21 protein-coding genes, 1 pseudogene and 2 CRISPR repeat arrays are annotated in these 25406 nt (G+C 44.4%); of the genes and pseudogenes, 5 read left to right on the top strand and 17 right to left on the bottom strand.

Annotation, left to right across the window (positions count from 1 at the left end):
- Positions 1-124: 124 nt before the first annotated feature.
- Positions 125-1114: a LacI family DNA-binding transcriptional regulator gene (locus CI597_RS02865; RefSeq protein WP_024728242.1), complete on the bottom strand. Its 990-nt coding sequence runs from the start codon at positions 1112-1114 to the stop codon at positions 125-127.
- A gap of 140 nt (positions 1115-1254) precedes the next feature.
- Here CI597_RS02865 and CI597_RS02860 point away from each other — a divergent pair, with 140 nt between their 5' ends.
- Positions 1255-1698, top strand: a complete 444-nt coding sequence (locus CI597_RS02860) for a MarR family winged helix-turn-helix transcriptional regulator (protein WP_024728243.1) — start codon at positions 1255-1257, stop codon at positions 1696-1698.
- Complete coding sequence (locus CI597_RS02855; RefSeq protein WP_024728244.1) at positions 1695-2243, top strand: flavodoxin domain-containing protein; 549 nt, start codon at positions 1695-1697, stop codon at positions 2241-2243. Before CI597_RS02860 ends, CI597_RS02855 begins: the two co-directional genes overlap by 4 nt.
- A gap of 87 nt (positions 2244-2330) precedes the next feature.
- Here the strand turns inward: CI597_RS02855 and CI597_RS02850 are convergent, their stop codons facing one another.
- The 3 genes from CI597_RS02850 to CI597_RS02835 form a co-directional block, all read right to left on the bottom strand.
- Positions 2331-3317, bottom strand: coding sequence for a bile acid:sodium symporter family protein (locus tag CI597_RS02850; protein ID WP_024728245.1), 987 nt, complete (start codon positions 3315-3317; stop codon positions 2331-2333).
- 219 nt (positions 3318-3536) lie between these two features.
- Positions 3537-3641, bottom strand: coding sequence for an iron hydrogenase small subunit (locus CI597_RS19330; RefSeq protein ID WP_235824536.1), 105 nt, complete (start codon positions 3639-3641; stop codon positions 3537-3539).
- Positions 3642-3824: 183 nt separating this feature from the next.
- Positions 3825-4787: a D-2-hydroxyacid dehydrogenase gene (locus CI597_RS02835; RefSeq protein WP_024728246.1), complete on the bottom strand. Its 963-nt coding sequence runs from the start codon at positions 4785-4787 to the stop codon at positions 3825-3827.
- Positions 4788-4853: 66 nt separating this feature from the next.
- Here CI597_RS02835 and CI597_RS02830 point away from each other — a divergent pair, with 66 nt between their 5' ends.
- A complete protein-coding gene (locus tag CI597_RS02830; protein ID WP_024728247.1) occupies positions 4854-5762 on the top strand; it encodes a PfkB family carbohydrate kinase in 909 nt (302 codons plus the stop codon).
- On the opposite strand, the gene CI597_RS02825 is transcribed toward CI597_RS02830, so the two are convergent.
- From CI597_RS02825 to CI597_RS02795, 7 genes are all read right to left on the bottom strand, one after another.
- Positions 5752-6510 carry a DeoR/GlpR family DNA-binding transcription regulator gene (locus tag CI597_RS02825; RefSeq protein ID WP_024728248.1) on the bottom strand — a complete coding sequence of 253 codons (759 nt, stop codon included), beginning with the start codon at positions 6508-6510 and terminating at the stop codon, positions 5752-5754. The genes CI597_RS02830 and CI597_RS02825 overlap by 11 nt on opposite strands.
- A 23-nt stretch (positions 6511-6533) precedes the next feature.
- Positions 6534-7547, bottom strand: coding sequence for a Gfo/Idh/MocA family oxidoreductase (locus CI597_RS02820; RefSeq protein ID WP_024728249.1), 1014 nt, complete (start codon positions 7545-7547; stop codon positions 6534-6536).
- A gap of 15 nt (positions 7548-7562) precedes the next feature.
- A complete protein-coding gene (gene deoC, locus CI597_RS02815) occupies positions 7563-8249 on the bottom strand; it encodes a deoxyribose-phosphate aldolase (RefSeq protein ID WP_024728250.1) in 687 nt (228 codons plus the stop codon).
- A 131-nt stretch (positions 8250-8380) separates the two neighbouring features.
- Complete coding sequence (locus CI597_RS02810) at positions 8381-8860, bottom strand: hypothetical protein (RefSeq protein ID WP_024728251.1); 480 nt, start codon at positions 8858-8860, stop codon at positions 8381-8383.
- Positions 8861-8978: 118 nt separating this feature from the next.
- Positions 8979-11255, bottom strand: coding sequence for a xanthine dehydrogenase family protein molybdopterin-binding subunit (locus CI597_RS02805; RefSeq protein WP_024728252.1), 2277 nt, complete (start codon positions 11253-11255; stop codon positions 8979-8981).
- Position 11256: 1 nt separating this feature from the next.
- A complete protein-coding gene (locus CI597_RS02800) occupies positions 11257-11715 on the bottom strand; it encodes a (2Fe-2S)-binding protein (protein WP_024728253.1) in 459 nt (152 codons plus the stop codon).
- A gap of 2 nt (positions 11716-11717) precedes the next feature.
- On the bottom strand, positions 11718-12503 hold the full coding sequence (locus CI597_RS02795) for an FAD binding domain-containing protein (protein WP_034549709.1): 786 nt from the start codon (positions 12501-12503) through the stop codon (positions 11718-11720).
- Positions 12504-13000: 497 nt separating this feature from the next.
- Positions 13001-13552: a CRISPR direct-repeat array (repeat unit 30 nt; unit sequence ATTTCAATACAACTCTTGTTACTGTTTATC).
- 864 nt (positions 13553-14416) lie between these two features.
- On the opposite strand from CI597_RS02795, the pseudogene CI597_RS19675 reads away from it, so the two are divergent.
- A pseudogene (locus CI597_RS19675) lies at positions 14417-14716 on the top strand (rubredoxin); the annotation flags it as partial.
- Between the two features lie 291 nt (positions 14717-15007).
- The gene (locus CI597_RS02785) at positions 15008-15421 is read left to right on the top strand and encodes an RrF2 family transcriptional regulator (protein ID WP_024728256.1); all 414 of its coding nucleotides are present in this window, start codon (positions 15008-15010) and stop codon (positions 15419-15421) included.
- A 26-nt stretch (positions 15422-15447) separates the two neighbouring features.
- On the opposite strand, the gene CI597_RS02780 is transcribed toward CI597_RS02785, so the two are convergent.
- The 6 genes from CI597_RS02780 to feoB form a co-directional block, all read right to left on the bottom strand.
- Entirely contained in the window at positions 15448-16650 is a 1203-nt protein-coding gene (locus CI597_RS02780; RefSeq protein ID WP_235824530.1) for a Wadjet anti-phage system protein JetD domain-containing protein, read from the bottom strand.
- Positions 16631-20014: an ATP-binding protein gene (locus CI597_RS02775; RefSeq protein ID WP_024728268.1), complete on the bottom strand. Its 3384-nt coding sequence runs from the start codon at positions 20012-20014 to the stop codon at positions 16631-16633. Before CI597_RS02775 ends, CI597_RS02780 begins: the two co-directional genes overlap by 20 nt.
- Positions 19953-20609 carry a DUF4194 domain-containing protein gene (locus CI597_RS02770; RefSeq protein ID WP_024728269.1) on the bottom strand — a complete coding sequence of 219 codons (657 nt, stop codon included), beginning with the start codon at positions 20607-20609 and terminating at the stop codon, positions 19953-19955. Before CI597_RS02770 ends, CI597_RS02775 begins: the two co-directional genes overlap by 62 nt.
- On the bottom strand, positions 20606-21967 hold the full coding sequence (locus tag CI597_RS02765) for a Wadjet anti-phage system protein JetA family protein (RefSeq protein WP_024728270.1): 1362 nt from the start codon (positions 21965-21967) through the stop codon (positions 20606-20608). The genes CI597_RS02770 and CI597_RS02765 overlap by 4 nt, the downstream gene beginning before the upstream one ends.
- Positions 21968-22185: 218 nt before the next feature.
- Positions 22186-22733: a CRISPR direct-repeat array (repeat unit 30 nt; unit sequence ATTTCAATACAACTCTTGTTGATGTTTATC).
- 226 nt (positions 22734-22959) lie between these two features.
- Entirely contained in the window at positions 22960-23100 is a 141-nt protein-coding gene (locus CI597_RS02760) for a FeoB-associated Cys-rich membrane protein (RefSeq protein ID WP_034549895.1), read from the bottom strand.
- A gap of 59 nt (positions 23101-23159) precedes the next feature.
- Positions 23160-25343 carry a ferrous iron transport protein B gene (gene feoB / locus CI597_RS02755; RefSeq protein WP_024728272.1) on the bottom strand — a complete coding sequence of 728 codons (2184 nt, stop codon included), beginning with the start codon at positions 25341-25343 and terminating at the stop codon, positions 23160-23162.
- Positions 25344-25406: the final 63 nt, after the last annotated feature.

Genomic DNA, 25406 nt, shown 5'->3' with positions numbered 1-25406 from the left:
TTGTCTCCTGTCCCCTGAACAGTTCCCGCCTTCACTCTATATTTTGTACGCAGACAGACTTTTCTGACAGAAAAAAAGGCCATAAGCTCCAGCTAAATCCGGATCTTATGGCCTTTTTGCAGTCCTATGTTCGATTTTTTACGCTCTTTCCTTCTATAAATTCATACTCTACGATCTGTTTTTTGGATATCGGTTCTTCTTTTATCATCTTGAGAATCGTTTCCGCCCCAAGATATCCCATCCCATACGAATCAAATTTCAGTGTCGTAAGCTCCGGCGTTAAAAGACTGCTCTCGTCATATCCACCAAATCCCACGACCGAAATATCTTCCGGAATTCGCAGTCCTTTCTCCTGCAAAACTTTATAGGCCCCGAACGCCAGGCGGTCAGTGGCGCAAACAATAGCGTCCGGCTTCATTTCCTCCAGGATCTCTCTCGTATTTTTCTGTCCTCCGAGAAAACTGTAATCACTCTTTTTTATCAGCGGATCATAAATTCCGAATGACGCAAGTCCGTCCAGAACTCCCTGACGCCTCCGGACACCTACGGCCTCATCGGTCTCATAAACGCCAATATATCCAACTTTCTTATGACCTGTCCTTCCGATATATTCTCCCACACATTTTCCTGCATTGTAATCATCGTCGATGATAGAAATCCCGTCTTCATAATCCTGAGCCAGGATAACAATGGGAATCTGTGTCTGTTCAAAAATATCGTGATGATCCTCTGTGATCGCAATAGAGCTGATCAAAATCCCATCTACATTTAGATGGATCAGCTTTTGTATGTTTAAAAGCTCCAGATCAATATCGTGATCCGAATTCTTGATCAGTGTTGTATAATTCCTGTCCCTTAAATACCGGTCAATGCTTGTGATGACACGGCTGGTAACCTTGGAATTCAGAGTGGGCACTACGACCCCGATCACATTGCTTTCCTTTGCCTTTAGCCTTGCGAATGTATTCGGCGCATAATTATATTCTTCGATTACTTTCTGGATCTTTTCCCTTGTAGCCTTTTTGACATATCCCCCATTAAAATAACGGGAAACCGTGCTTTTTGTCACTCCCGCCATCTCTGCCACAACAGCCATTGTTATTTTTTTTGGCATTGTGTATCCTGCCTTTCTCTCATACTTGATTTTATTGTAAGATGATTTTCCGGATTGTGCAACCGGAATCCGGTTTCTTTCTGTTTTCTTTGACATTTTATTATTTGTGTAATATATTACATATAGGAGGTGCTTTGACTATGAAATTGGAAGATTACGACAGCAGACACCTGCTGTTTGCAGCATTATTTACGACCAGCAACCGGCTCCAGTCGATCGGAGACCGCTTTTATGAAGAGATCACGTCAAAACAATGGTTTCTTCTGGCTGCTCTCAATACCTTTGAGTATGCCCCAACCTTTAATGAGCTTTCCTCCCTGATGGGCAGTTCCCACCAGAATGTAAAGCAGATCGCTTTAAAACTTCAGCAGAAGGGTTATGCAGAAATAGAAACAGACCCCGATGACCGCCGCAAAAGCCGGGTTCGCCTTGGCAGAAAGGCCGAGTCACTGCATTCTGCATATGCCTCAAAGGAAGAAGATTTTATGGATCTTTTATACAAGGGTATCTCAGAATCACAGCTGAAAACTACACTGGAAACCCTGAATACTATGATGAAAAACATGGAGGAATGTAATATATGAAGAAAACCGCAGTTGTCTACGGGTCCGTTTACGGTTCCACAAAGCAGTACGCACAGTGGATTGCCGACGCCTTGTCCGCAGATCTATATGAAAATAAAAGTCTGGACATTTCTGTCCTGGATCCTTATGACATTATTATTTACGGCGGCGGCCTTTATGCCGGAGGAGTCACCGGTATTTCCCTGATCTCCCGCCATCCTGAATTTATTCAGAAGAAAAAAGTGTTTTTATTCACTTGCGGAATTGCCGATCCTGCGAAACCTGAAAACATAGAACATATTTTAAAAAACTTAGATTCAGTTTTCACCGGTAAATTAAAAGAACAGATTTCTTTTTACCATTTCAGAGGAAGAATGGATTATGAACGGCTCAGCACAAAGCACCGGGTCATGATGTGGATGATGAAAAAAATGCTCTCAAAGAAAAAACCTGAGGAGCGGACGGAAGAAGATCAGGGAATCCTTGACACTTATGGGACACTGGTTGACTTTACCGACCGGAGCAGCATCATTCCTCTGGTGCAGGATGCCAGTCAATATATCTAAAAATTCCAAGAAAAGTCGTCAAAAACTCTGAAATTAAGCCATAAAACAGGGATACGCCTGTACAATACAAGTGTATCCCGTAAAATTTTATTCTGTTTCTGCTGCTTCCCGGTTTTTTACCTGTTCTTCCTGCATATTATCTTTTTGTAAATAGATTCCTGCCAAAATAGTTCCTGAAATTGAGTGCCATACACAGGATACAGCACTGGCCATAGCCGCCTGAGGTGCCGCAGCAAAATGGGCTGTCGCCAGATTTGTAGCAAGTCCCGCATTCTGCATTCCGACTTCAATAGAAATTGTGCGTTTCTTTGCTGTGTTCATTCCTGTCAGTTTGCCGACTCCATAGCCAAGGGCATATCCAAGGCTGTTGTGCAGCAAGACTGCAATAAATATCACAGCACCGGATTTAAAGAAATTCGCTCCCTGAAGTGCAATGACGCCTCCGACGATCAATGCCAGTCCGATTACTGATATTCCCGGCATGACCTGCTGTGCTTCTTTGAATGCTTCCTTTTTGCCAAACAACGTATTCAGTATAAATCCGAGCAGGACTGGAAGCAGCACAGATTTCACGATCGAAATGAACATGGAAGCGGCGTTGACTTCGATCCTCGCTCCTGCCAAAAACAGTACCATCATCGGTGTCATGACCGGTGACAAAAGCGTGGATGCCGTAGTCATTCCCACGGAAAACGGCACATCCCCATGGCATAAGTATGACATGATATTAGATGATACCCCTCCCGGGCAGCACCCGACGAGAATTAATCCGATGGCGATCTCATTGGGCAGGCGCAGGATAGTCGAAATCCCATAAGCAAGGAACGGCATTATCAGATACTGTGCCGCTGCTCCGATAAAGATATCCAGCGGGCGTTTTGCCAACACTTTGAAGTCCTCTGTCGTCAATGTCAATCCCATCGTAAACATGATGACTCCAAGTACAAGACTCTGATTATTTCCCTGTACCCAGGAGAAAACATCCGGGACAAAGAAGGCTGCGATTGCCACTAAAATGACAAAAACAGACGTTTTGCTGGACAGCATACTGCTGATTTTTTGTAAGGTTTTCATATGTATCCTCCATCTTTCATATATAAGTCTATTGGATATTTTATTCTAATGAACAGAATGTGTCAAGAAAAGGAAATACGTATATTATTGAAAAATCCAGGACTTTCAGCCTCCCATGGAATGTTCTTAGCCTGAGATGCCTGAGCAAGACAAAACAAAATCTCTCCTTCATTCGGGTCCTCAGCATAAAAGCCTGCCTGCCATAATTCGTAGCTTTTTTCAGCCCCTTATTCTCCAGCAGAACTGAAAGAATGGCACGGTCCCCCTCTGTTCTGCCAGCTCGCTTAACGGCTCCACGTAAAATTCCTCATAAAGTCTCTTAATCTGCTCATTTTCATGGCTTATCCGAAGACCTCACCTTATGAATCATTTTTCTGGCATTTCCTGTGCCGTAGATCACTGCCACGTTGACTGTGAGACCGCCGATATCAAGTTTTCCCCTTGTAAAATGCAATAAACAGTAAAAATTACTATTATTATATATCATTTTCCAGGAGAGCACAATGTTTATTTGCAATATCCTGTCTGAAAATCAACTACATGAAGCAATTCTTCTCCGCTCAGATATCTTCTGACATTTTCCACTGCGATGTCTGCGATAAAATCCAGTGTCTGCGGAAGATGGAAGTCCCCTGAAATATGAGGTGTGATTACTGCATTTTTAATATTCCACAGGCGGTGTTCCTGGGGCAGAGGTTCCGGATCTGTTACATCCAGTCCCGCGGCATAGATCTCTCCCGTGATCAGAGCATTGCACAGCGCCTCCGTATCCACGGCATTTCCGCGGCCTGCATTGAGAAAGACAGCGGTCTTCTTCATTGTCCTGAACTGCTGCTTTCCGAACACACCCCGCGTTACCGGTGTATTTGGCAGAATAGAGACGACAACATCAGCCTTTGGGAGCAGCTCATCGAGTTCCTCCATGGTATGCAGTTCATCCACTCCCTCCGGACACTCTCCCTTCCTTCTCTTAATCCCGATCACATAGGAATCCAGCCCTTTCATCAATTTAGCAAATGACAGCCCGATATCTCCGAGTCCCGCGATCAGCACCGTATTTCCGGTCAGTGAGAGGACCTGCCCTTCATCGGACCAGTCGCAGCGGTTCTGGTTATCCCGGTATACGTGAAGTTTCTTTTGTATAGACATGAGCACGGCAAACAGATGCTCCCCCACGGCTTTTCCATAGGCGCCGGTAGCGCTGGTCATGATTGTATTGTCATTTAAAATATTCACGCCCATATAAGCATCGGTCCCGGAAGAATTCAGCTGCAAAAGTTCCAGATTTTTTGACATGCCGATCATCCATGCGGGGACATTTCCGATGATGATATTTGCTTCCTGCACCATTTCTCTGTCCACATCCTCATAAGAAGAATACCTAATATCACATCCTTCGGAAACCTCTCTTAACTTCTCTTTATATGTATCACTCATCGGAACAACGGTCAAAATCTTTTTCTTTGTCATAATGATTCTCCTATCCTGTTTTATTTTTAGGGATTTTATTATATCATAAGGCATGGAGGAAAAAATATGAACCCGAAAAAGAAAATTTTGATTATCGGCTCCTCTGTGGCCGATGTAATTATAAATGTCAAAAAGCTCCCGGCACCCGGGGAAGATGTGCATATCTTAGATCAGCATCTCTGTATCGGCGGATGTGCTTTTAATGTATCCGATATCATCCGGCATTTCCAGGTGCCTCACCTGTTGTTTTCTCCGGCCGGCACCGGGATCTATGGAGATTTTGTCAGAGAAGAATGGAGAAAGCGTGGAGTTGTCCCTGTCCTGCCTGTCCCTGATCTTGAAAACGGCTGCTGCTACTGTTTTGTCGACCAGACAGGCGAACGGACTTTTGCTTCTTACCACGGAGCCGAATATCTGTTTCAGAAAGAGTGGTTTGATCTGATTGATGCTTCCGACTATGACACAGCCTATATCTGCGGACTGGAAATCGAAGAAAAAACCGGAGAACACATCGTTTCGTTTTTAGAACAGCAGCCGCATATGGACATCTATTATGCGCCGGGTCCAAGGATTGACAAACAGCCGAAAGATCTGATGAAACGCCTTTTTGCACTTCATCCTGTAGTACATTTGAATGAGGCAGAGGCCTTCATACTGTCCGGCGAAACAACGGCAGAACATGCCGCACAGTCCATCAGCAGATTGACCGGACAGGATATAGTGATCACTCTGGGCAAAGACGGAGCATACTGCCTGGAAAACGGAAACGGATTATTTCTTCCGTCCAGAAGTGCAAAACAAATGGACGCCACCGGAGCCGGTGACGCCCACATAGGAGCTGTAATGGCACTTAGAAAACTCGGAGCTTCACTTTCCGACGCGGTCCGCAGGGCCAATCTGATCTCCGCGGCGGTCGTCGAAAAAAAGGGAGCTTCTTTGGATCATCAGTCATTTTTACAATGCCTCAATAGATAATCGTCCCATAGCTTTCAAATGCTTCTTTCATTTCATCGGACAGCGGTTCATCCAGGATAAAGCCGTCGAAGTCTCCGATTTTTGCATACGAACAAATGGTACGTTTTCCGATCTTGGACGTATCGCATACGAGATAATTCTGATCTGCCGCGGCCATCATTTCCTTTTTGATCTCTGCCTGATCCATATTTGGTGTGGTGACGCCCTTGGTCAGTGACACACCGTCCGATGACATGAATGCCTTTTCTACCGAAATATGTTCAAGAAATTTCATGCCCATGCTGCCCACTGTGCTTTCAAAGGCTGTCCGCACATGCCCTCCGATCAGGATCAGATAGACGCCCTCCATTTTTTGAAGTTCCATGGCAGCAGGCAGGTCATTGGTCACGACCGTAAGCTTTTTTGCATCCTTTAAGAGTTTTGCAAGCTCCAGCATGGTCGTTCCGCTGTCCAGAAGGATCGTGTCTCCATCCTTAATCATGCTCCTGGCCTTTGCCGCTGCTTTCTGCTTTTCTCTCAGACATTTCTGCTTTCTTGCGGCAATGGATTCTTCCACATTTAAAATATCTTCGTTCAGCAGAGCCCCTCCGTGGGTCCTTGTAAGCCTCCCGGCATTTTCCAGTTCCATCAGATAGGTGCGGACCGTCGTTCCGCTCACATGAAACCGCTCAGAAAGTTCGGCGCTGCTCACCCTTTTATTTTCTTTCAAAAGCCTCATGATCTCTTCTTTTCGTTCTTCTGCAAACATACGGTCCTCCTGTCAGTCTCTTTTTATAATTTCACAATCTTTTTGTTTACGATGGATTCATTTCCTGCTTTTACGATCCTTACTGCCATCTTTCCGTCATAACCGCTGCACTCTACAGGCGTATCATTTATAATAGAGCGAATAAAACTCCTGTCTTCGGCTAAATAGGCATCCTTGAACAGGAACTTCCAGCTCCTTGTAGTCGGACGTTTCAGCTCATGGTTCGGGGTACAGGTAAGAATCTTCTTTTCATGGATATCGCCAAGACAGATCACCCCTTTTGTCCCCAGGATCTCTACCCTGGCATCATATCCGTACTGGACATACTGGGCGCCTTCCACGCAGGCATGTATCCCATTGGCAAACTCTCCGGTCATGATGACATTGTCATAGAAATCCGGGTACTGTTCGGCAATCTCTTTATTTCTGAAATTCCCTCCTATGGCGTACACGCTCTCAAGTTCACTCTCCGCGAACCAGCGGACCGTGTCAATATCATGGCTGCTGACCTCTGCCAAAGGCCCGTTGCTCTTCTTGATATCAAACATCCACTCTTTTGGTTTACTGGGCCCTCTGGAATGAGATTTGACCAGGACAATATCGCCGATTTCCCCTTCTGCGATCATCCGTTTTGCTTCCTGGAAGCTCTCGTCGAAACGACGCATAAATCCAATTTGAAGCTTTACATTGTTTTCATCGGCAGCCTTGATCATCTCGTCACATTCTTTCTCGTTCATAGCCATAGGCTTTTCACAGAAAATGTGCTTCTTTGCCTGGGCTGCGGCCACTGCGATCTCTTTGTGGTACTTGGTCGGCGTCACGATGTAAACCGCATTGATCTCGTCATTTTTCAGGACATCTCTGTAATCTGTATAATACTGATCAATCCCCAGTTCTTCTGCCGCATTTTTTGCTGTTTCCTCCACCGGGTCACAGACTGCGATAATCCTTGCATTGGGAACGCTTCCTGTGTAATTATGTGCGTGGACCATTCCTGCCCTCCCGGAGCCGATCAGACATACTTTGACTTCTCTCATCTTCTTTTCCTCCCCTTATTCATGCATTTCTTTTACAATCTCAACACCTGCACTCGTTCCGAGCCGCTCTGCACCGGCTTCTATCATGGCAAGGGCCGTTTTCAGATCTCTGATGCCTCCCGCGGCTTTTACCTTCACCTCATCGCCCACAACAGATTTCATCAGCCGGACGTCTTCCACTGTGGCCCCTCCGGTTCCAAATCCCGTAGAAGTTTTTATAAAATCCGGCTTCACTTGTTTTGCAATTTCAGCAACTTTTTGCTTTTCTTCGTCAGTGAGATAACAGTTTTCGAAGATCACTTTGCTGATGACCCCTGCCTTTCTGCAGACAGCGACGATCTGCTCCATCTCTTCTTTTATGTATCCGTAATGATTGTTTTTTACTTCCGCCACATTGATGACATAATCGATTTCATCGGCTCCTTTTTCTATAGCATCATTGGTCTCGAAGACTTTGCACTCGAGTGTGGTCTGACCCAGAGGAAATCCGATGGCTGCACCCACATGTACCGGGCTTCCATCCAACAGTTCTTTACACAGACTGATCTGTGCCGGATTGATCGCTACCATCTTGAACTGGTACTCTTTCGCCTCGCCGCAAAGCTTTTCAAACATTACTCTGTCTGCAAATGCCTTTAAATTCGTGTGATCCACCATACCTGCCAACTGTTCTGCCGTGATCTTCATCTCTGCACCCTCCATTTCGTTTACCTGCGTTATGCTTCGTTTACTTGTGTTTATGATTTTATATTACCACAGGTAATATAAAAAAGCAATACATAACTGAACAAAAGTAAATAAAAGTTTTCATAAGTATTTTATTATTAAAATTCTCAAGTACGTCTATTCATTTGGCACAATTTTTGAAATATTAAATATGCTGCGGTTCTTATTAGATAGTCTCTCAGAAAATCCGGATTATTTGAAACAATCATCATACTCCAGAAAAGGTATGAAATGGATATTACAAACAAAATAAAATTTCCTTTATCTAGATGCCCACTTTTTAGTTGCTTCTCTATAAGTGAAATCACTTTAAACCAATTTGCATCTCTTTTATAAAGATAATAGCCTGCAAATAATAACAGAACCCCTAGATAAGTTATTTCCAACACCTGTTCTATCTCTTCGTTTTCACTGTGGTGGTATCCGAAAATTTTACGAACCATGCTGTTTATTCTCGTTGAACAATATGTTAATGAACCATATAACAAACGATCCAATACTACTTTTCTAAAGTTCTCTGTTTCATCAAATGATACAGGCAAAATAAACAAAACAGCAATTACAACCAGAAAATCTTTTATAAGCATAATTTATACCTCCTTCGTTACTATAAACAACTTTGTGTCACTCATAGTATGAAGAAAGAAGAGTCCTGAAAGATTTTCTCTCATAGACTCTTCTTTTATAAAAGATTCTTCAGTTTTCTTATTTTTCTTTCATCCCCATGTAGATCTTCTCTGCTGTAATCGGCAGTTCTCTCACACGCACTCCTGACGCATTGTATACTGCCTCAGCGATTGCCGGACTCGGGGTATTGATGACAATTTCTCCGATGGATTTTGCCCCAAAAGGCCCTGTCGGCTCATAGCTGCTCTGAAATTCTATCCGGATATTTCCGATGTCCTGTCTTGTAGGAATCTTGTACTGCATAAAAGAGTTGGCCGATGTCTTCCCTTTTTCATTGTAAAGGATTTCTTCATACAAGGCCATTCCGATTCCCTGAGCAATGCCTCCCTCGGTCTGGACTTTTGCAAGGTTTGGATTAATGACGGTTCCACAGTCCACCACAGCCGCAAAATCAATCAGTTCCACTGCCCCTGTCTCCAAATCCACTTCCACTTCTGCGGCCCCTGCCATAAACGGAGGCGGAGAAGTCGGGGAGTAATGGGATTCACTTGCCTGAAGCGCTTCCTCATTTCCGCACATCACCTGATTGCCTATATCTTTTAATGATATTTCTTTTCCGCTTTCCGGGTGGAACACTCTCTTTCCGTCAAACTCTGCTTCTTCCGGCGGACAGGACAGGTACTGGGCACCTTTTTTTAAAATCTTTTCTTTCAATACCTCACAAGTCTTCACCACCGCCATCCCGGTCACATAAGTTGTGCTGGATGCGTAGGATCCTGTATCATACGGGGAAACATCTGTATCCACTCCGTGGACAATGATCTGATCCATATCACAGTCCAGACAGTCTGCCGCCATCTGGGCAAGAATCGTGTCACATCCGGTTCCCATATCAGAAGCACCGATGATCAGACTGTAAAATCCATCGTCGTTTACTTTGATCGTCACCGCAGCCGTGTCCACATTGGAAATGCCAGAGCCCTGCATAGCTAACGCCAGGCCGACACCCCTCACTTTTCCGTTGCCCATGTCTTTTCTTGGATATTTCTCATCCCATGAGATCATTTCTTTTACCCGCTCCACACACTTGTCCAGTGCACAGCTTGTTGCTGTCTCTCCATAGTAAGCAGGCATCTTCTGGCCTTTCTTCACCATGTTCAGTTCTTTTAACTTCACCGGGTCCATGCCCATCTTGTGAGCCAGTTCATTTACTGCGGATTCCACGGCAAAAATACCCTGGGTAGCTCCGTATCCCCGGTAAGCCCCGGCAGACATAACATTGGTATAGACTACATCGTAGGCAAAACGGAATGCTTCTGCCTTGCCGTACAGAGGAATGGACTTATGTCCGGAAAGCCCAACGGTCGTCGGACCATGCTCTCCGTATGCCCCTGTATTTGACAGGGTATATACATCAATTCCTTTAATAATTCCATTTTCATCTGCACCGATGCGCACGGTGATTTCCATCTCATGCCGCGGACTGGATGCGATGAAAGATTCTTCTCTTGTGTAGACGATCTTTGCGGGCTTTCCTGTCTTCATGGTCACCAGGGCCGGATAGACTTCCGTGACCACCGTCTGCTTCGCCCCAAAGCCTCCTCCAATCCTTGGCTTTACCACTCGGATTTTTGACTTTGGAATATCCAGGGCGTTGGACAGGATTCTTCTCACATGGAATGTAACCTGCGTGGAGGACACCACATTGAGCCTTCCATATGCGTCCATATGCGTAAACGTACAGAAGTTTTCCATCATAGCCTGCTGGTTTGCTTTCGTGTGATAAGTCTCCTCTACGTAATATTTACAATCTTTCAGTACCTGATCAATATCGCCTTCCTGTGTCTCACTGCGGGCACAGAGATTTCTCTTATTGTCCGCCCCTACCTCACAGAGAGCTTTCCAGTTTTCCTCCGGATGCACCAGGATCTCATGATCTTTCGCTTTCCTGAAATCCAGGACCGGCTCCAGCACTTCGTAATCAACCTTTACAAGCTTCATGGCCTTTGCCACTGCTTTTTCAGAGACACCTGCGATAACTGCCACCGCATCTCCAACAAAACGCACCCGGTCATCTAAAATCCTGCGGTCATAGGGGCTCGGTTCCGGATAGGTCTGTCCTGCCATGGTAAATCTCTTATCCGAACAGTCTTCATGGGTCAAAACACACTCGATTCCCGGAACTTTCAGTGCTCTTTCCGTTTCTATTTTCCTGATCTTGGCATGGGCATGGGGACTTCTTAAAACCTTTACGATCAGGCAGTCTTTCGGAGCCAGGTCATCCGTATAGACAGGTTTTCCGGTCACCAATGCCATGGAATCTACTTTTGGGACAGAAGTATTGACTAAATTCATGTTACTGTGCTCCTTTTTCTTTCATGTAATTCCGGATAGCGCGCATCTGGCCCTCATATCCGGAACACCGGCAGAGGTTCCCTGCCAGGTACTCTTTTATTTCCTCAATAGACGGATCTTTTAATTCCCTCATCATCGCAATCACGTTCATGATAAATCCCGGAGAACAGTATCCGCACTGTTCTGCCCCTTCTTTTGCGAGGAACCTTCCAAAGACTACCGCCTCTTCCTGAAGCCCTTCTAAAGTTATGATTTCTTTTCCTTCTGCTCTGGCTGCCGGCATGGCACAGGAAAGACTCGGCTTTCCATTCACCAGAACGGTACACAGGCCACAGTTGGTTGTGTCGCATCCCCGTTTTACACTGTAACATCTCATATCTCTCAATAAATCCAGCAGCATGCAGTCCGGCTCTATATCAGCTGCCGCCGGCTTTCCGTTTAACTGAAATTTCACTTCCATCCCTATGACTCCTCCAATACAGCATTTGCAGCGCGCCTCACGAGAACTTTTGCTACCGCTTCCCGATATTCAGCGCTGCCTCTCATATTGCTTCCAAATTTCATGTCAGCGACTGCCTTTTCGGCTAAAGTATCTGCCGGTTGCCCATGGATCACAGCAAGCTCAGCCTTCGCCGGCCTTGCTCCCACAGAGACATACCAGATATCTTCCTTTTTTGATACAGCACATGCAGCCACAGGGAAATCGGTCTTTGTCGCCCTCTGGGACAGATAAGCGACTCTGCGCCCATCTTTTTTAATGATGATCTTCTCTAAAATATCACGGTCACGCTTCCTGTCAGCAAATTCAGCCAAAGTCATTTTTCCTGCATGGACCAGCACCACTTCCGTGTCAAGGGCAAGCAGACAGGTCAGCACGTCAGAAAATCCAAATCTTCCATAGATACTTCCCCCTACCGTGGCCTGGTTCCTGAACTGGACACCCACGATATGCCGCACACTTTCCTTTATTGCCCCGCAAAAATAAGCCTCCAGCTCCGGATGAGTTTCCAGGCTCCTCAGGGAACACATAGCTCCGATCTCAAATGCTTCTTCTGTTTCCTTAATGTAGTCTAAATCAAGTCCGGACAAATCAATGGCATTTTGTATGCGCGGGGAACAAAGTCTCAGCCACATCATCCCCCCAAGGACCCGGTTTGTCTTTTTTTGATTCAGCTTATATGCATCTGAAAGACTTTCCGGCCTTAAATAATTTGCTATCGTTACCAATTCAATCTCCTCCATCGTCATTCGTTAAAATCACTCTCTGTCCGACACATTTTTTCGTTTCCGGACAGAAAATACTAATTTATACTGTAACATAGAAATAAGAAAGAGCGGAAGAGTTTTTTTAGAAAAATCATATGTATACAAAAATTAGATTAATTTATACCCACAGGGCACCCCGTATTCTATACCCTTCGGGTGGGCGCGCTTTGCGCGATAAGGTATACCCACAGGGCACCCCGTATTCTATACCCTTCGGGTGCGCGCGCTTTGCGCGATAAGGTTTGACATACAGATAAATACCCTGGTAGTTAATCACAGAATCCTTTTCTGTGCCTAACTATCAGGGTACAACTTATTTCTTCTTCAAATATTCCTTTACTTAAGAATTAAATAATACTCCGATTCTATAAATAGTGTCGTATACAGATGCGGTTAGTTTTCTCTTATCATAGATAACACAATTTACTCTTGTTACTGTTTATCATATATCCGCTCTGTAATGTCCGTAATGGAGTGTCATTTCAATACAACTCTTGTTACTGTTTATCTGTAATCCCTTCTTTCACAAGCTGTTCAAACGCCATTTCAATACAACTCTTGTTACTGTTTATCCGAAAGAGGTGATAAACATGGAGTATCCAAATAAGAATTTCAATACAACTCTTGTTACTGTTTATCAGAAAAAAACCAGACTCTAAAATGCATCTATTACAAATTTCAATACAACTCTTGTTACTGTTTATCAGAATTTGCAATAAAACGGTTCGAGATCAGAAAAGAATTTCAATACAACTCTTGTTACTGTTTATCAATTTAACAGCATCCGAAGGAATTGGACAAAAAACAATTTCAATACAACTCTTGTTACTGTTTATCGTGTATCCATCTTCATATTCCCCATAATAGCTGTATTTCAATACAACTCTTGTTACTGTTTATCGTAGCCAAGACGGAAGGGCCGTCCAGAACAGAAAATTTCAATACAACTCTTGTTACTGTTTATCCTCAGATCCGATCACTACAGGGATGAATGTGTTTAGATTTCAATACAACTCTTGTTACTGTTTATCCAACACTTTTAAGCCATTCTTCTTTTTCATTATAGTCAGTTTCTCTGATAAAATCAACGTTTCTCTATATTTTTCCCAACCACCGTCAATTTTCTCACATTTTTCTCCAATGTGGCCTCAAATGGCTATTTCCCGTGGTTTACTCACACTTATCGATTTTATCGGTTGGGAAATCAGCAAAATATTGTGACAAATTTTCCGGCTTGCTGTTTCAAAGACGTAAGTCTCCTAAATAGCCAACTTGGACATAGTTTCTTCAGATAAGTATCCATCAATCAAGTCAAGCCATTCAACGATAGTATTTTATCACTATTGGAGGAACGCATTTTAAAGCGTGACGGAAATAGTGATAAAAAACTTATGCAGAAAATGGAACTGGCAATACTCACAGTTATTTTATCATTTTTTCATTAAACTACACAAACTTAATAAAGTTTATATTTTTCACATTACAATTATAGTATTCTAAATGCCTTACCGTGAGATCACACTCTCCGAAGTATCTTTAATCAAGGTATCCCTTACGGTGTTTTCTTCACAAAAAAATTTATAATCAAAGGAGGCTCTATATGTTATTTCAAACAACCGAAGCTCATGAAGCCCGCGTGCGAAATTCATGGAATTTGCAGAAACCGAAATAAAACCTCTCACCTTCCTCTTAGACAAAGAAAATTAATTTCCGACAGAAGCCATCGAAAAGTTTGCCAAAACAGGTATGATGGGACTGCAGTATCCAAAAGAATACGGGGCGCGGGATCTGATGTCCTGAGCTATGCCATTGCTGTAGAAGAACTTTCCAGAGTTGATGGCGATCATTACGTGTTAAACGGAGGCAAGATCTTTATCACCAACGCCGACAAAGCGTATGTAGGAATGTCCTGACAGAAATTTAAGGGCAACCTGTACATCGCCTGCGGCATTTCCGGAGCAGGGCGGCATTTAAGAGGAACCAAAGATGCCACAACCATCGTAGCGATCAATACCAATGCGAACGCACCGATCTTTAAAAATGCAGACTACGGCATTGTCGGGGATGTGGAGGAAAATCCGGCGAACGGAGATCCCGAGGGTGATATCGATCCGGGCACTCTGTTTGAAAAACTTCCGGAAGAGTGGATCTGTCCGGACTGTGGTGAATCAAAAGACATGTTTATTGAAGTTTAAGCGTTCCTGCGTTTGGATGACTGATCAAAAGGAGGTATGATCCATACATTGTGTTAGAAAAGTTACCAAAGATTTATATTGGGTTGGAGGTAATGAACACTGCCTGGTATGGATATATAAGCTGACGGTCTCATAGAATCCATCAAACAGTAAAAATGTTCTAACCCAGAAAAACCAGGTCCGCACTTAATATTGGCGGGTCTGGTTTTTCCCTTAAAGAATTCACTGGGTTCCATTGACAGCTATTTTTTAGTCTGGTATATTTTCACTAAGATAAGGAGGGAGAAATACATGCTGATCTCAAGAGAAACCGATTATGCCCTGCGCATTTTAAGGGCTTTAAGTGACGGAAAGAAACGCTCAATAGAAGAAATATGCTCTCTGGAAGCGACACCAAAACAGTTTGCATACCGTATCATTAAAAAACTGGAGACAGCCGGATGGATCATCATTACCAGAGGAGCAGAAGGCGGATGCCGCCTGACAGCAGACCTGCATGACATAAGCCTCTTTCAGCTAATGCATGGCCTCGGCAGCGGCTTCGGCATCAATGCCTGCTTTAAAGAAGGATATGAGTGCACCAGAGCACCTCTGTGCGATGAACCGTGCCATATCAGAGAAGGACTCTTACAACTGGAAAAAAGTATGGAAAAGGAGTTAAAAGGAACAAATCTATATTTTCTCATTTTCGGAATATCTGACTGAGATCAGTTTCCCGTTTTTGCCGGCATCTAAGTTCCGTTTTCCCCTGCGGTTTCATCGGATGCCAGTAAAAAACTCTCCTGCTCCAGGCCTTTTCCCTCTCTGGACAGAAGTTCTCTTAGCTCCGCCAATTCTGGGCTTCCATTCATTTGCATTTTTTTGAGTTTCTTTAAAGTCTCAGGTTCCATTTTTACCGCATACTTCTCATATTTATGATAGATTTCTCCATCCATTTGAAAAGGCATAAGATCTGGAAATATTTTTTGTTTGATATACCGGTAGATCAGGATACCGCCGTAATCCAAATCTCCGGAATGCAAATACTGTGTCTCCGGACAAAGAACATTTCGCAGGCTGATGAGAAATTCCCGTTCTTTTGGGGTGAAGAACCCATGGCTGTAAATGATGACGGCTTCTTCGTCATAGGGCGTCGCCATATAGTTTGCCTTGTTTTCTATTGTCAGGATTCTTTTTATATTTTGACCTGCCAGCGGCTTCGCATGGACCAGCATCTGTGAATTTAAGACCGCGCCGTAGCAAAACTGCCCGAGATTTATTTCCTGTCCGTTCACTGATATCCGCAGAGGCCCCTTTACGGCCAGCTCCTGAGAATATTCTTCGATCAAAAGCTGTGAAAGAATCTGCGTATTGTTCATTCCCTCTTCTATATCCTCATGATATTTTCTGGCTATGGAAAGCACAATGCTCTCCAGACTATTCTCAAACAGCTTGGAATCCCCCAGACAGTATTTGCTGAAGACCCTTTTATACAGCGGCTCTTTCAGCCCGTCGATCACTTTAAGGCACCGGAACAATGCATCCCTTTTTGAAAATTCCTGCGGGATCTTGCCCTGCTCCAACCGTTTCATGCAGCGAATTAAATATTCTTTTATCCACAGTCCTTTGACCGAATGAAGAAGGTTTTCAACAGCCATCATATTTTCTTCAATCCTCTGAAACTTCGGCCGGATACCGGACATTTCATACATGACTGCAAGATCCTTTAGGGAATACCGGATTCTGCGTATATCAACCCCTATGGCTTCCCATTCAATTTTTAACAGTCCCTGACGCTGAAGCTCTTTGGCTCCGTTTATAAACTCCGTTTTTCCTATCTGATCATAAAGTTCCTGGTGGACCAGAAAGGAACGGTTTCCTTCCGCTCCCTTCTTCCAGTCTGATGCAGACTTCTCGGTCCTGTCGATGATCATTTTAAGCAGTTCCTTCTTCATCCTCTGCTTCCTCCATCAGATGATCAAATTCCCGTTTTTCAAATTCCTGTATGGAAATACTTTTTTTATTTGGGTTGGCATAGACAAAGGTCTTGTCAACGTTTTCCAAATAATTCTGTATCTTATCATTGGTGGCACTTATGATAGCCTGGAATCCGAGTCCCCGGATCAATTCGATGCAGCTGGCTACCTTTTCCGCATCCATCTTGGAAAAGGCCTCGTCAAGGACTACCAGCCGGATCGTAGGGCTTCTCCTTAGCTTTGGCGACAGATTGATCCGGTAGGCCTGGGCAAAGCTCGCAAGAAGGGCTACGTAGAGAGGATTCTGCCCTTCCCCTCCGGAATTTTTCTTGATCATCCTGCCGAGACCGATGGTCAGCTTTTCTTCCCCTTCCACGATCTGTTCCATATCAAAAGAAAGATAGGTCCTGTAATCCGCATATTTTTCCATGTTCCTCTTGGCCTCTTCCAGCTCTTCCGGCGATGCGTTCTCCGGCGGTATGAAAATATCGATCAGATCACTCATGACCTCTCCGTATCGGTTTTCATGTTCCATGGAAAACAGATTCATCTGGTGATCCATGGATGCATCCAGGGTGGACGGATCGATCTGAAGCGATTCATCCATAAACATAGGATAGTAAACACCATCAGGGCCTTTGTTTTTCGTGATGCGGAACTGGTACTTATCTTTTCCGAAGTCCAGCCGGCTGATAATCCGGTTCAATTCGTCTCTTCTCTGATATGCCTCCAATATGGCATACCTGATCTTGGAAATAAAATCGTCCTTAAAATGCTCTGCCGCTGACCTCGCCTGTTCTCTGGCCCTCTCCTGATAATCCGCAAGATGGTCACATTCAAGCTTCAGCAGCAGTTCTTCATATGGTTCATTCGCCTCTATGGCCGGCGAGAAGGTCCGGTTCGGATACTCTCTCAAATATTCAGAGCGCAGTTCCACAAGTGACCTGTAAGCTTCTTCCCTGCCGTTCTCCGCCTGTTTGATCATTCTAAATGTCCCGTTTTTAAGGCTTTCAAGACTTGACGACACCCGCCCCTGCATATAGTCATCAAAAACTTTTTCCAATTCTTCGCTGTAACGAAAACTTCTCTCTTGTTCAGTCAGCTCACTGTTTGCGGAAACATAGAGCTTCTGCCAGTCCTCTATCTGTTTTTCCCTGTTCCAGACGGCTCTTGAAACTTCATTTAACAGCTCCTGCTTCTGTGTCTGAAGCCTTTTATTCTCTCTCTGTCTTTCTTCCAGTTCACCGATGGAGTCTTCCTTCATCTTCAGCATTCTATCCTGCAGGTCTTTTTTAAGCGCAGTTTTTTCTTTTATTTTCTTTAAGGCTTCCTGCTGTTCTATATATTCTTCCTCAGAACGCCCCAGGGCTTCCAGTCTCAAAATATCTTCTGCTTTTTCAAGCATCTTGGCAAATGGTTCTTTTTTGGCTGAAAGCTGTTTCAATTCTTCCTTCAGATCCCTGATCCTTTGTTTCACACTACTCTCACCGATATAGGAACGCTTCGTATAATCTGCCGGATTCAGCCGTTTTAACTGAAAATTCTTGTAGAGCAGACAGTCAGGGGTCACTCCGGTCCTCTGATTTCTCAGTTCTTCGATGGTATGACATTTGATCACCCTTCCGAGAAGCAGGTCCATGAAACTTCTGACATACGGCTTCTTGGCAATCAATTCCTCTGCCAGTGCGTGATCCATGACGGATATCTTTTCTTTTAGGAGCTTTTCCGTGTCCAGAATGGATGCCCTGAAAAACTGCTTTTCATCCATTTCCCGGTAGATCTCCATGGCCGCTTTGACATAATCAGGCTCCACCACCAGTGACAGCTTATTCGATCCTAAATACCCTTCCACAGCCTTATGCCATGTCTCTGACTTCATGTCCAGAAGATCTGAGAGAATGTGTACCTTTACTGCCGTTCCGAATTGAGAGCTTAACCGGGTCTGCAGCTCATACCGGGCATTTTCCAGCTCTCTGGGATAAGCCTTGTTCCCTTTTTTCAGTTCTTTCAGCTCCCCATCGATTTCCTTTTCCCTCTTCTTGATCCTTCTCAGTTCTGAGGCCGCGTCCTGCCGATCGTTTTCCACCTCTTCCCGGATCTCCTTTAAGCTGTGCCGGAGCCTGCGCAGCTCCCCGAGACTGATATTTCCCTTGGAAAAGCTTTCAATATCCCATATGGTCTGGTTCGGTGTTACCTCCAGTTCTGCCCATTGGCTCAGGCCTGCGGACGTCTGCTGCCACGCGGCCTTGCTTTTTTGCAGCTGATCCAGAAGTTCATTGACACCCTGCAGTTCTGTTTTTAAATTCTCATAGCCGCTGTTTGCGATCTGCTTTACCAGACGGTCATACTCCTCCGCGAGATCCGCAAGCTGGGCGGACAGTTCCTTTCTGTTCTCCTCCTGGATTTTCTTGTCTTCCCCCGCCTTCTCTATTTTTTCGTGCAAGTCTCTGATCTGTTCTTTCAGCTGGAGCATTACGAGCTTTTCCATCCGGTACTGACAGACCCGAACCTCCTGCTCTGCCTTGGAAAAACGTTCGTAACCGATTCCTATCTGTTTTAAGCTGCCGATCTCCCTCAGTGTATCCTCGATCTTCTTGCGCATCCTGCCGTATTGAAGCACGCTTTCCTGCATATCTTCGATCTGGATATCCTGTTCCATGCAGATGTATTCCCTCACAAAATCTTCCAGCTTAATGTTCATCTTAAACGGGATCGCTCGTTTGAAAAGCCTCGGAAATTTCTCCGCATCCAGTCCTCCCAGGTAGATGTCGTAGAGCTGTCTCCGAAACCGCTCATTGCTGGAACCAAAATAAAATTCTTCTCTTGGAAAATGTTCCTTTATGTAGTCTCTCACCTCTGTTGTAGCCATGGCACGTTCTTCTTTTCGATAGCGGTTTTCAAGGATTCCTCCTTTATGCCAGAAAAACAGCCTGGAAATCTCGTTGGTAGCAGTCTCCACATCAAAGACGACTCCGACGCATTCCTTTGTTCCGGTGACAATCTGTTCGAGTTCCAGAACGATCGTTGAGGAAAAGTTTCCGTTTCTAATATATTTGCCCTCATTATTGTCTCCCACTGAGATCATGCCTCTCAAATATTCGATCAGGCTCCGGTCCGAGTCATCAGCCGCCGCCTTGTTGAAAAATCCCCTTCCGTCCGTGTTGGCGTACAGAACGATCTGAAGGGCGTCGATGACCGTAGATTTTCCGCTGCCGGAATGTCCGGTAAAGAAATTGATCCCCTCACTGAAAGAAAGCACTTTCCGCTCAATATAATGCCAGTTATTCAGACAGATCTTCGATAGTGCTTTGAATGCCTGTTTGTTCTCCGTCTTCTTCTCCACGTTCGTCCTCCTCCGTAAATGTTTCAATCAATTTCTGTACATCCGCCCCGAGAAGAACCGCATTGATGCACGGATACACCACCATACGACTCTCCTCGTTAAGATCTTGGAGCACATCCATCGGCTCAATAATCTGGTATTTTTTTAATAGAGAAATGGTCTTCCTCATCTCTGTCGCGGAGGACAGATTTTTAAGCAAGCCAAAATCCCCGATTTTTTCATTGATTTCTCCCAGGGACGTATACACATAGCTGCTTGCAGACGCAGTTTCCATCTGCTCATCGTAGATCAGCTTTAAAATCAAAAGGTAAATGGTAGCCAGTCTGGGCAGCTTTTCTCCAAGTACAGTCTCTCCCTGGATATAAAATACTCCCATATGACTGTTATCCCGAAGTTCCAGTCCGGCAATCGAAAAATACTCCCTTAAAAATTCCAGGTGCTGGTTTAAGATCCTGTAATCCTTCTGGAAAGCAAATCTTCCGGTCCTTTTTTCGTATTTCCGTTCCAGCACAAAGGTCTGCCGGAACAAAAGCTGAATGACACGCTTTACATCATCTCTCTCCTCATCACTTAGCTGTTCATAGTATTCAATCATGTCTTTCTCCTCACAAACAACAGATCCGGATAACGGTATTTTCCATTTTCCAGCATCTTATATTCCCGATCGATCACCTGATACCGGCTGTTTTTCCTGGTACAGTAGTCATAGGCCAGGATCAGCTTTTCAAAAGCCTCATCGTCGCCGATGTCGACGTCTCTCATTTCCATGGAGCCGTCTTTCATATGGCTTTCCAGAAACTCCTCGATCTCTTTTTTACTATAACGTGTATGAATCTTATTGAGTCTCAATACTTCTTCTCTGGTAAGCTCCTGCACATCTTCGTCAGGTTCTAACCGGCTGATGAAATCTCTCCTTTTCTTTCTTCTGAAAAGAGATTTTTCCGACAGGACTTCCAGACGTAACAGATTCATTTTTTCCGCCACCTGAGAAAGCCGTTCTTCCCTCTTTTCATCGATTTCCAGGTGCTTTAAAAGACTGACCACCATTCCCTTCATATCTGCCTCGCCGCTGAGCATATAATTAAGTCTTGTGACTGTGGCACGCACATATTTGGAATGTTCTTTGTCCATGTTGGCGATTCGGTGCTCGATGTCGTCAAAACCTCTCTCGATGGCGTCCAGAATATCAAGCACATCTTCCTTTTCATCCCTGCCCTCTGCTCTTGCCTTTGCCCGGACTCTCTCGATCCACTCTGCGTCTTCCCGCATTTCCTGAAGACATTTTTTAATATCCATTTTGTAGAGATAAAAGTTATCGTTGGTCTTCAGCATATGGTACTTTTTCTTGACGATTTCTTCCACATATCCCTCCAAATGCTCCGCCAGGACATCGCCGTAAGACTGCTGTTTCAACAGGCGGCCGAAAAACTTGTCCATGTTGTGGAGCAGATCCTGAAGCGCCTTGTTCAATTTCTTCGTATTGATCAGGGCTGTTTTCAGCATCCCAAGATTGATCCGTTTATCATTTTGAAATGAGAACAATGTTGCATAGACATTTTGGATATAAATCTCCGTATCTTTCATCTGCGGATTCACGAGCTGTTCAAAAGTCTCGAGAAAAATTGCAGCGTAATCAGGGATCACAATATTGGACGTAAGTGTTGAAAAGTCATCCAGTTTTTTCAGCCATCCGGTCCTGATCAGCCAGTTTAGTATCCGGTTTGGGGGAGTCTCCAGTACATCCAGTTCAGATTCAAACTCTTCCCTCTGAAGCCAGATGCGCTTGTCCGCATTCCAGTCGCTTAAGACCTGAATGCAGACCTCCCGGCTTAGAAAATAGTTGTTATATTCATATTCTTCGCTGATTTTCAACAGCGCTTCTATGTAAAGCTCCCGGTTTACAGAACGGAACAGGCTCCAAAAAGAATCCGGGATGTCGTAACCAAATCTCATAGTTCCTCCTTTGTGTTTTGCTCTCTTATCATAACATAAAAAAGGCAGCTTGTGGACTGGTGCAGCTGAACAGACAAAAGGTAAAAAAATAGAAGATAGGAAATCACTCCTGTCTTCTGAGCATATGTTTACTGGCTAAAATGAATGTGTTACAACGATACAACGTTTGTTTTTATTTATCTCGGTATAGTACCTGAAGAAATCAAAGAACACACCTACTTCCAATATAACCCTTGTTGATGTTTATCAGCAACGGCCCTTGTAACAAGCAATGGGACCTGTGATTTCAATACAACTCTTGTTGATGTTTATCAAGAGAAAAAGATCGGAAGACAAACAAGAACATTCATTTCAATACAACTCTTGTTGATGTTTATCCTGTTTTCTTTCCTGCACCCGCGTTGTTGGTTGCTATTTCAATACAACTCTTGTTGATGTTTATCATTAGCGCAGCGGCGAAAGCGGCGTGAGAGCACAATTTCAATACAACTCTTGTTGATGTTTATCGTAGTTTTATGCCAACATGGCAGAAAGGGATCATAATTTCAATACAACTCTTGTTGATGTTTATCCTTTCTTCCCATCCTTGGTATTTTTCTTTGGTTTATTTCAATACAACTCTTGTTGATGTTTATCGTGCTTTGATGTAGAACACTATGGAACACTTATAGAATTTCAATACAACTCTTGTTGATGTTTATCACGATTGACGCCGCACGGTACGGCTTAGAAGATGATTTCAATACAACTCTTGTTGATGTTTATCTCCCGCTTTTAAGCCATTCCTATTTTTCATTATAGCCAGTTTTTCTGATAAAATCAACGTTCCCTTTGTTTTTTCCCAACCAACTTCATATTTCCTGTTTTTTCTTTCAAATCGCCTGCAAACCACCAATTTCTGAGGTTCTGCGATACTGTTTAAATATTTGTGGTTGGGAAACTTAATATTTATCAACCAGCCTCAATGTAGTGCTGAAACAACTCTCCATTTCTCAACGACTGCAGTGCCCACCGCAATGTTTGCAGTCATTCCCGCACTGGATCGACTTCCCCTGTTTCTTATCCTTTACCATGCTTCTGACTATCAAACTGACAATGCCAAGGACGGCCAAACCTACTGCTATTGTTCCCATATAAACCTCCTTCATAATGCAGGTCTGCACATTGAGTGCAGACCCGCATGTTTCCGGCATTATCTCACACCGGTTACTCCTTTTATATCAACATTTAACGTCTTGCCTTCCCTGTATGGCCTCACCAGCAGATAGATAAATCCAATAACCAGCAGGAAAGCAACGGCTGTACCGATCCCAAAGGTTCCTGTGGTGATCAATGTTCCAATCTGGTAAACACAAAGGGAGACCACATATGCAAGCGCTGTCTGGTATCCAACGGCGAACCAGAACCATTTCTTGTTATTCATCTCTCTTTTAATTGCTCCCATTGCTGCAAAGCATGGTGCACACAGCAGGTTAAATACGAGGAAGGAATATGCTGCCGCCGCAGTCATGCTTCCGGCAAGAGTTCCCCAGATCTCAGCTCCGTCTTCTGCCACTTCTGCGAAACCAAACAGAATCCCAAAGGTACCTACAACATTTTCTTTTGCTACCAATCCGGTGATAGCAGCTACAGCTGATTTCCAGTTGCCCCAGCCAAGCGGAGCAAAGATCCATGCAACGCCGTTTCCGATCGCGGCAAGAATACTGTGATCAAGTTCCATTTTAGTGAGCATTCTGAACTGTCCGTCAACCCATCCAAAGTAAGTAGTAAACCATACGAAAATGGTGGAGAGCAGGATAATGGTTCCGGCTTTCTTAATAAAGGACCATCCGCGCTCCCACATGCTTCTCAGCACATTGGACACTGTCGGCATATGATATGCAGGAAGTTCCATGACAAACGGCGCCGGATCTCCTGCGAACATGTTTGTTTTCTTTAAAATAATTCCAGAGCAGATAATGGCTGCGATACCCACAAAATAAGCACTCGGGGCCACCCACCATGCACCGTGGAACAGTGCCCCGGCGATCAGTGCGATAATCGGCAGCTTTGCGCCGCACGGAATGAATGTGGTTGTCATGATCGTCATTTTACGGTCCCGGTCATTTTCAATAGTACGGGATGCCATGATACCCGGCACTCCGCATCCGCTTCCGATTAACATCGGTATGAAGGATTTTCCGGAAAGTCCAAACTTGCGGAAAATACGGTCCATGATAAACGCTACTCTTGCCATATATCCACAGGACTCCAAAAACGCAAGGAAAATAAACAGCACCAGCATCTGCGGCACGAACCCTAATACCGCACCTACACCGGCAACCATACCGTCAAGGATCAGTCCCTGCAGCCATCCGGCACATCGGGCTGCGTTCAGTCCGGCTTCGATCACGGAAGGAATACCCGGCACACTGAGTCCAAAAAGGCTCCATCCGTCGCCGAACACTCCGTCGTTTACCCAATTTGTCGCCCATGTTCCTATGGTGCTGACGGAAACATAATAGACAACAAACATAACCGCTGCAAAGATCGGAAGTGCAAGAAATCTGTTTGTGACAATACGGTCGATCTTGTCAGACGTCGTCATCGTTTCTTTTCGGTTTCTCGTAAAACACTGTTCAATGATGGAAGAAATATAAGTATAACGTTCATTGGTGATAATGCTTTCTGTATCATCATCCATTACCTCTTCAATCTTCTTGATGTCATCAGAAACATCCGGAACCAGTTTCATCTGTTCCTGAATCTTATCATCTTTCTCCAGCATCTTGATGGCAAAGAAGCGCTTCTGTTCTGCCGGGATCTCACTGCCCAGCTTTGATTCTACGGAATTCAGAACTTCTTCTACCTGAGGATCAAACGTATGTATCGGAGGAGCTGCTTTTCTGTTATTTGCAAGTGCTGCTGCTTTCTCAGCCGCTTTTTTGATTCCTGTCCCTTTCAGTGCAGAAATCTCTACTACTTCACATCCCAGCTTCTCACCCAGCTGCTTGATATGTATCTGGTCTCCGCTCTTCTCCAGGACGTCCATCATGTTGACTGCCATAATGACCGGAATACCAAGCTCCATCAGCTGTGTGGACAAATAAAGGTTCCTCTCGATATTGGTACCGTCTACGATATTCAAGATAGCATCCGGCCGTTCCCCGATCAGAAAGTTTCTGGCAACAACCTCTTCCAATGTATACGGGGAAAGGGAATAGATACCCGGAAGGTCCATAATCGTTACATCTTTGTAGCCTTTTAGCTTCCCTTCCTTCTTTTCCACCGTAACACCGGGCCAGTTGCCCACAAATTGATTGGAACCCGTCAAAGCATTAAACAGCGTCGTTTTACCACTGTTAGGGTTTCCAGCTAAAGCAATTTTAATTGACATTCTGCATTTACCTCTTTTCTTTCCATACACTCTTGTTTGTTCATGCTTATTTATATTAGTTTT

The sequence above is a fragment of the Anaerostipes hominis (ex Lee et al. 2021) genome (assembly GCF_002270485.1).
Classification (GTDB): Bacteria; Bacillota; Clostridia; order Lachnospirales; family Lachnospiraceae; genus Anaerostipes; species Anaerostipes hominis.
This window is presented reverse-complemented; position numbering and strand designations above follow the sequence as displayed.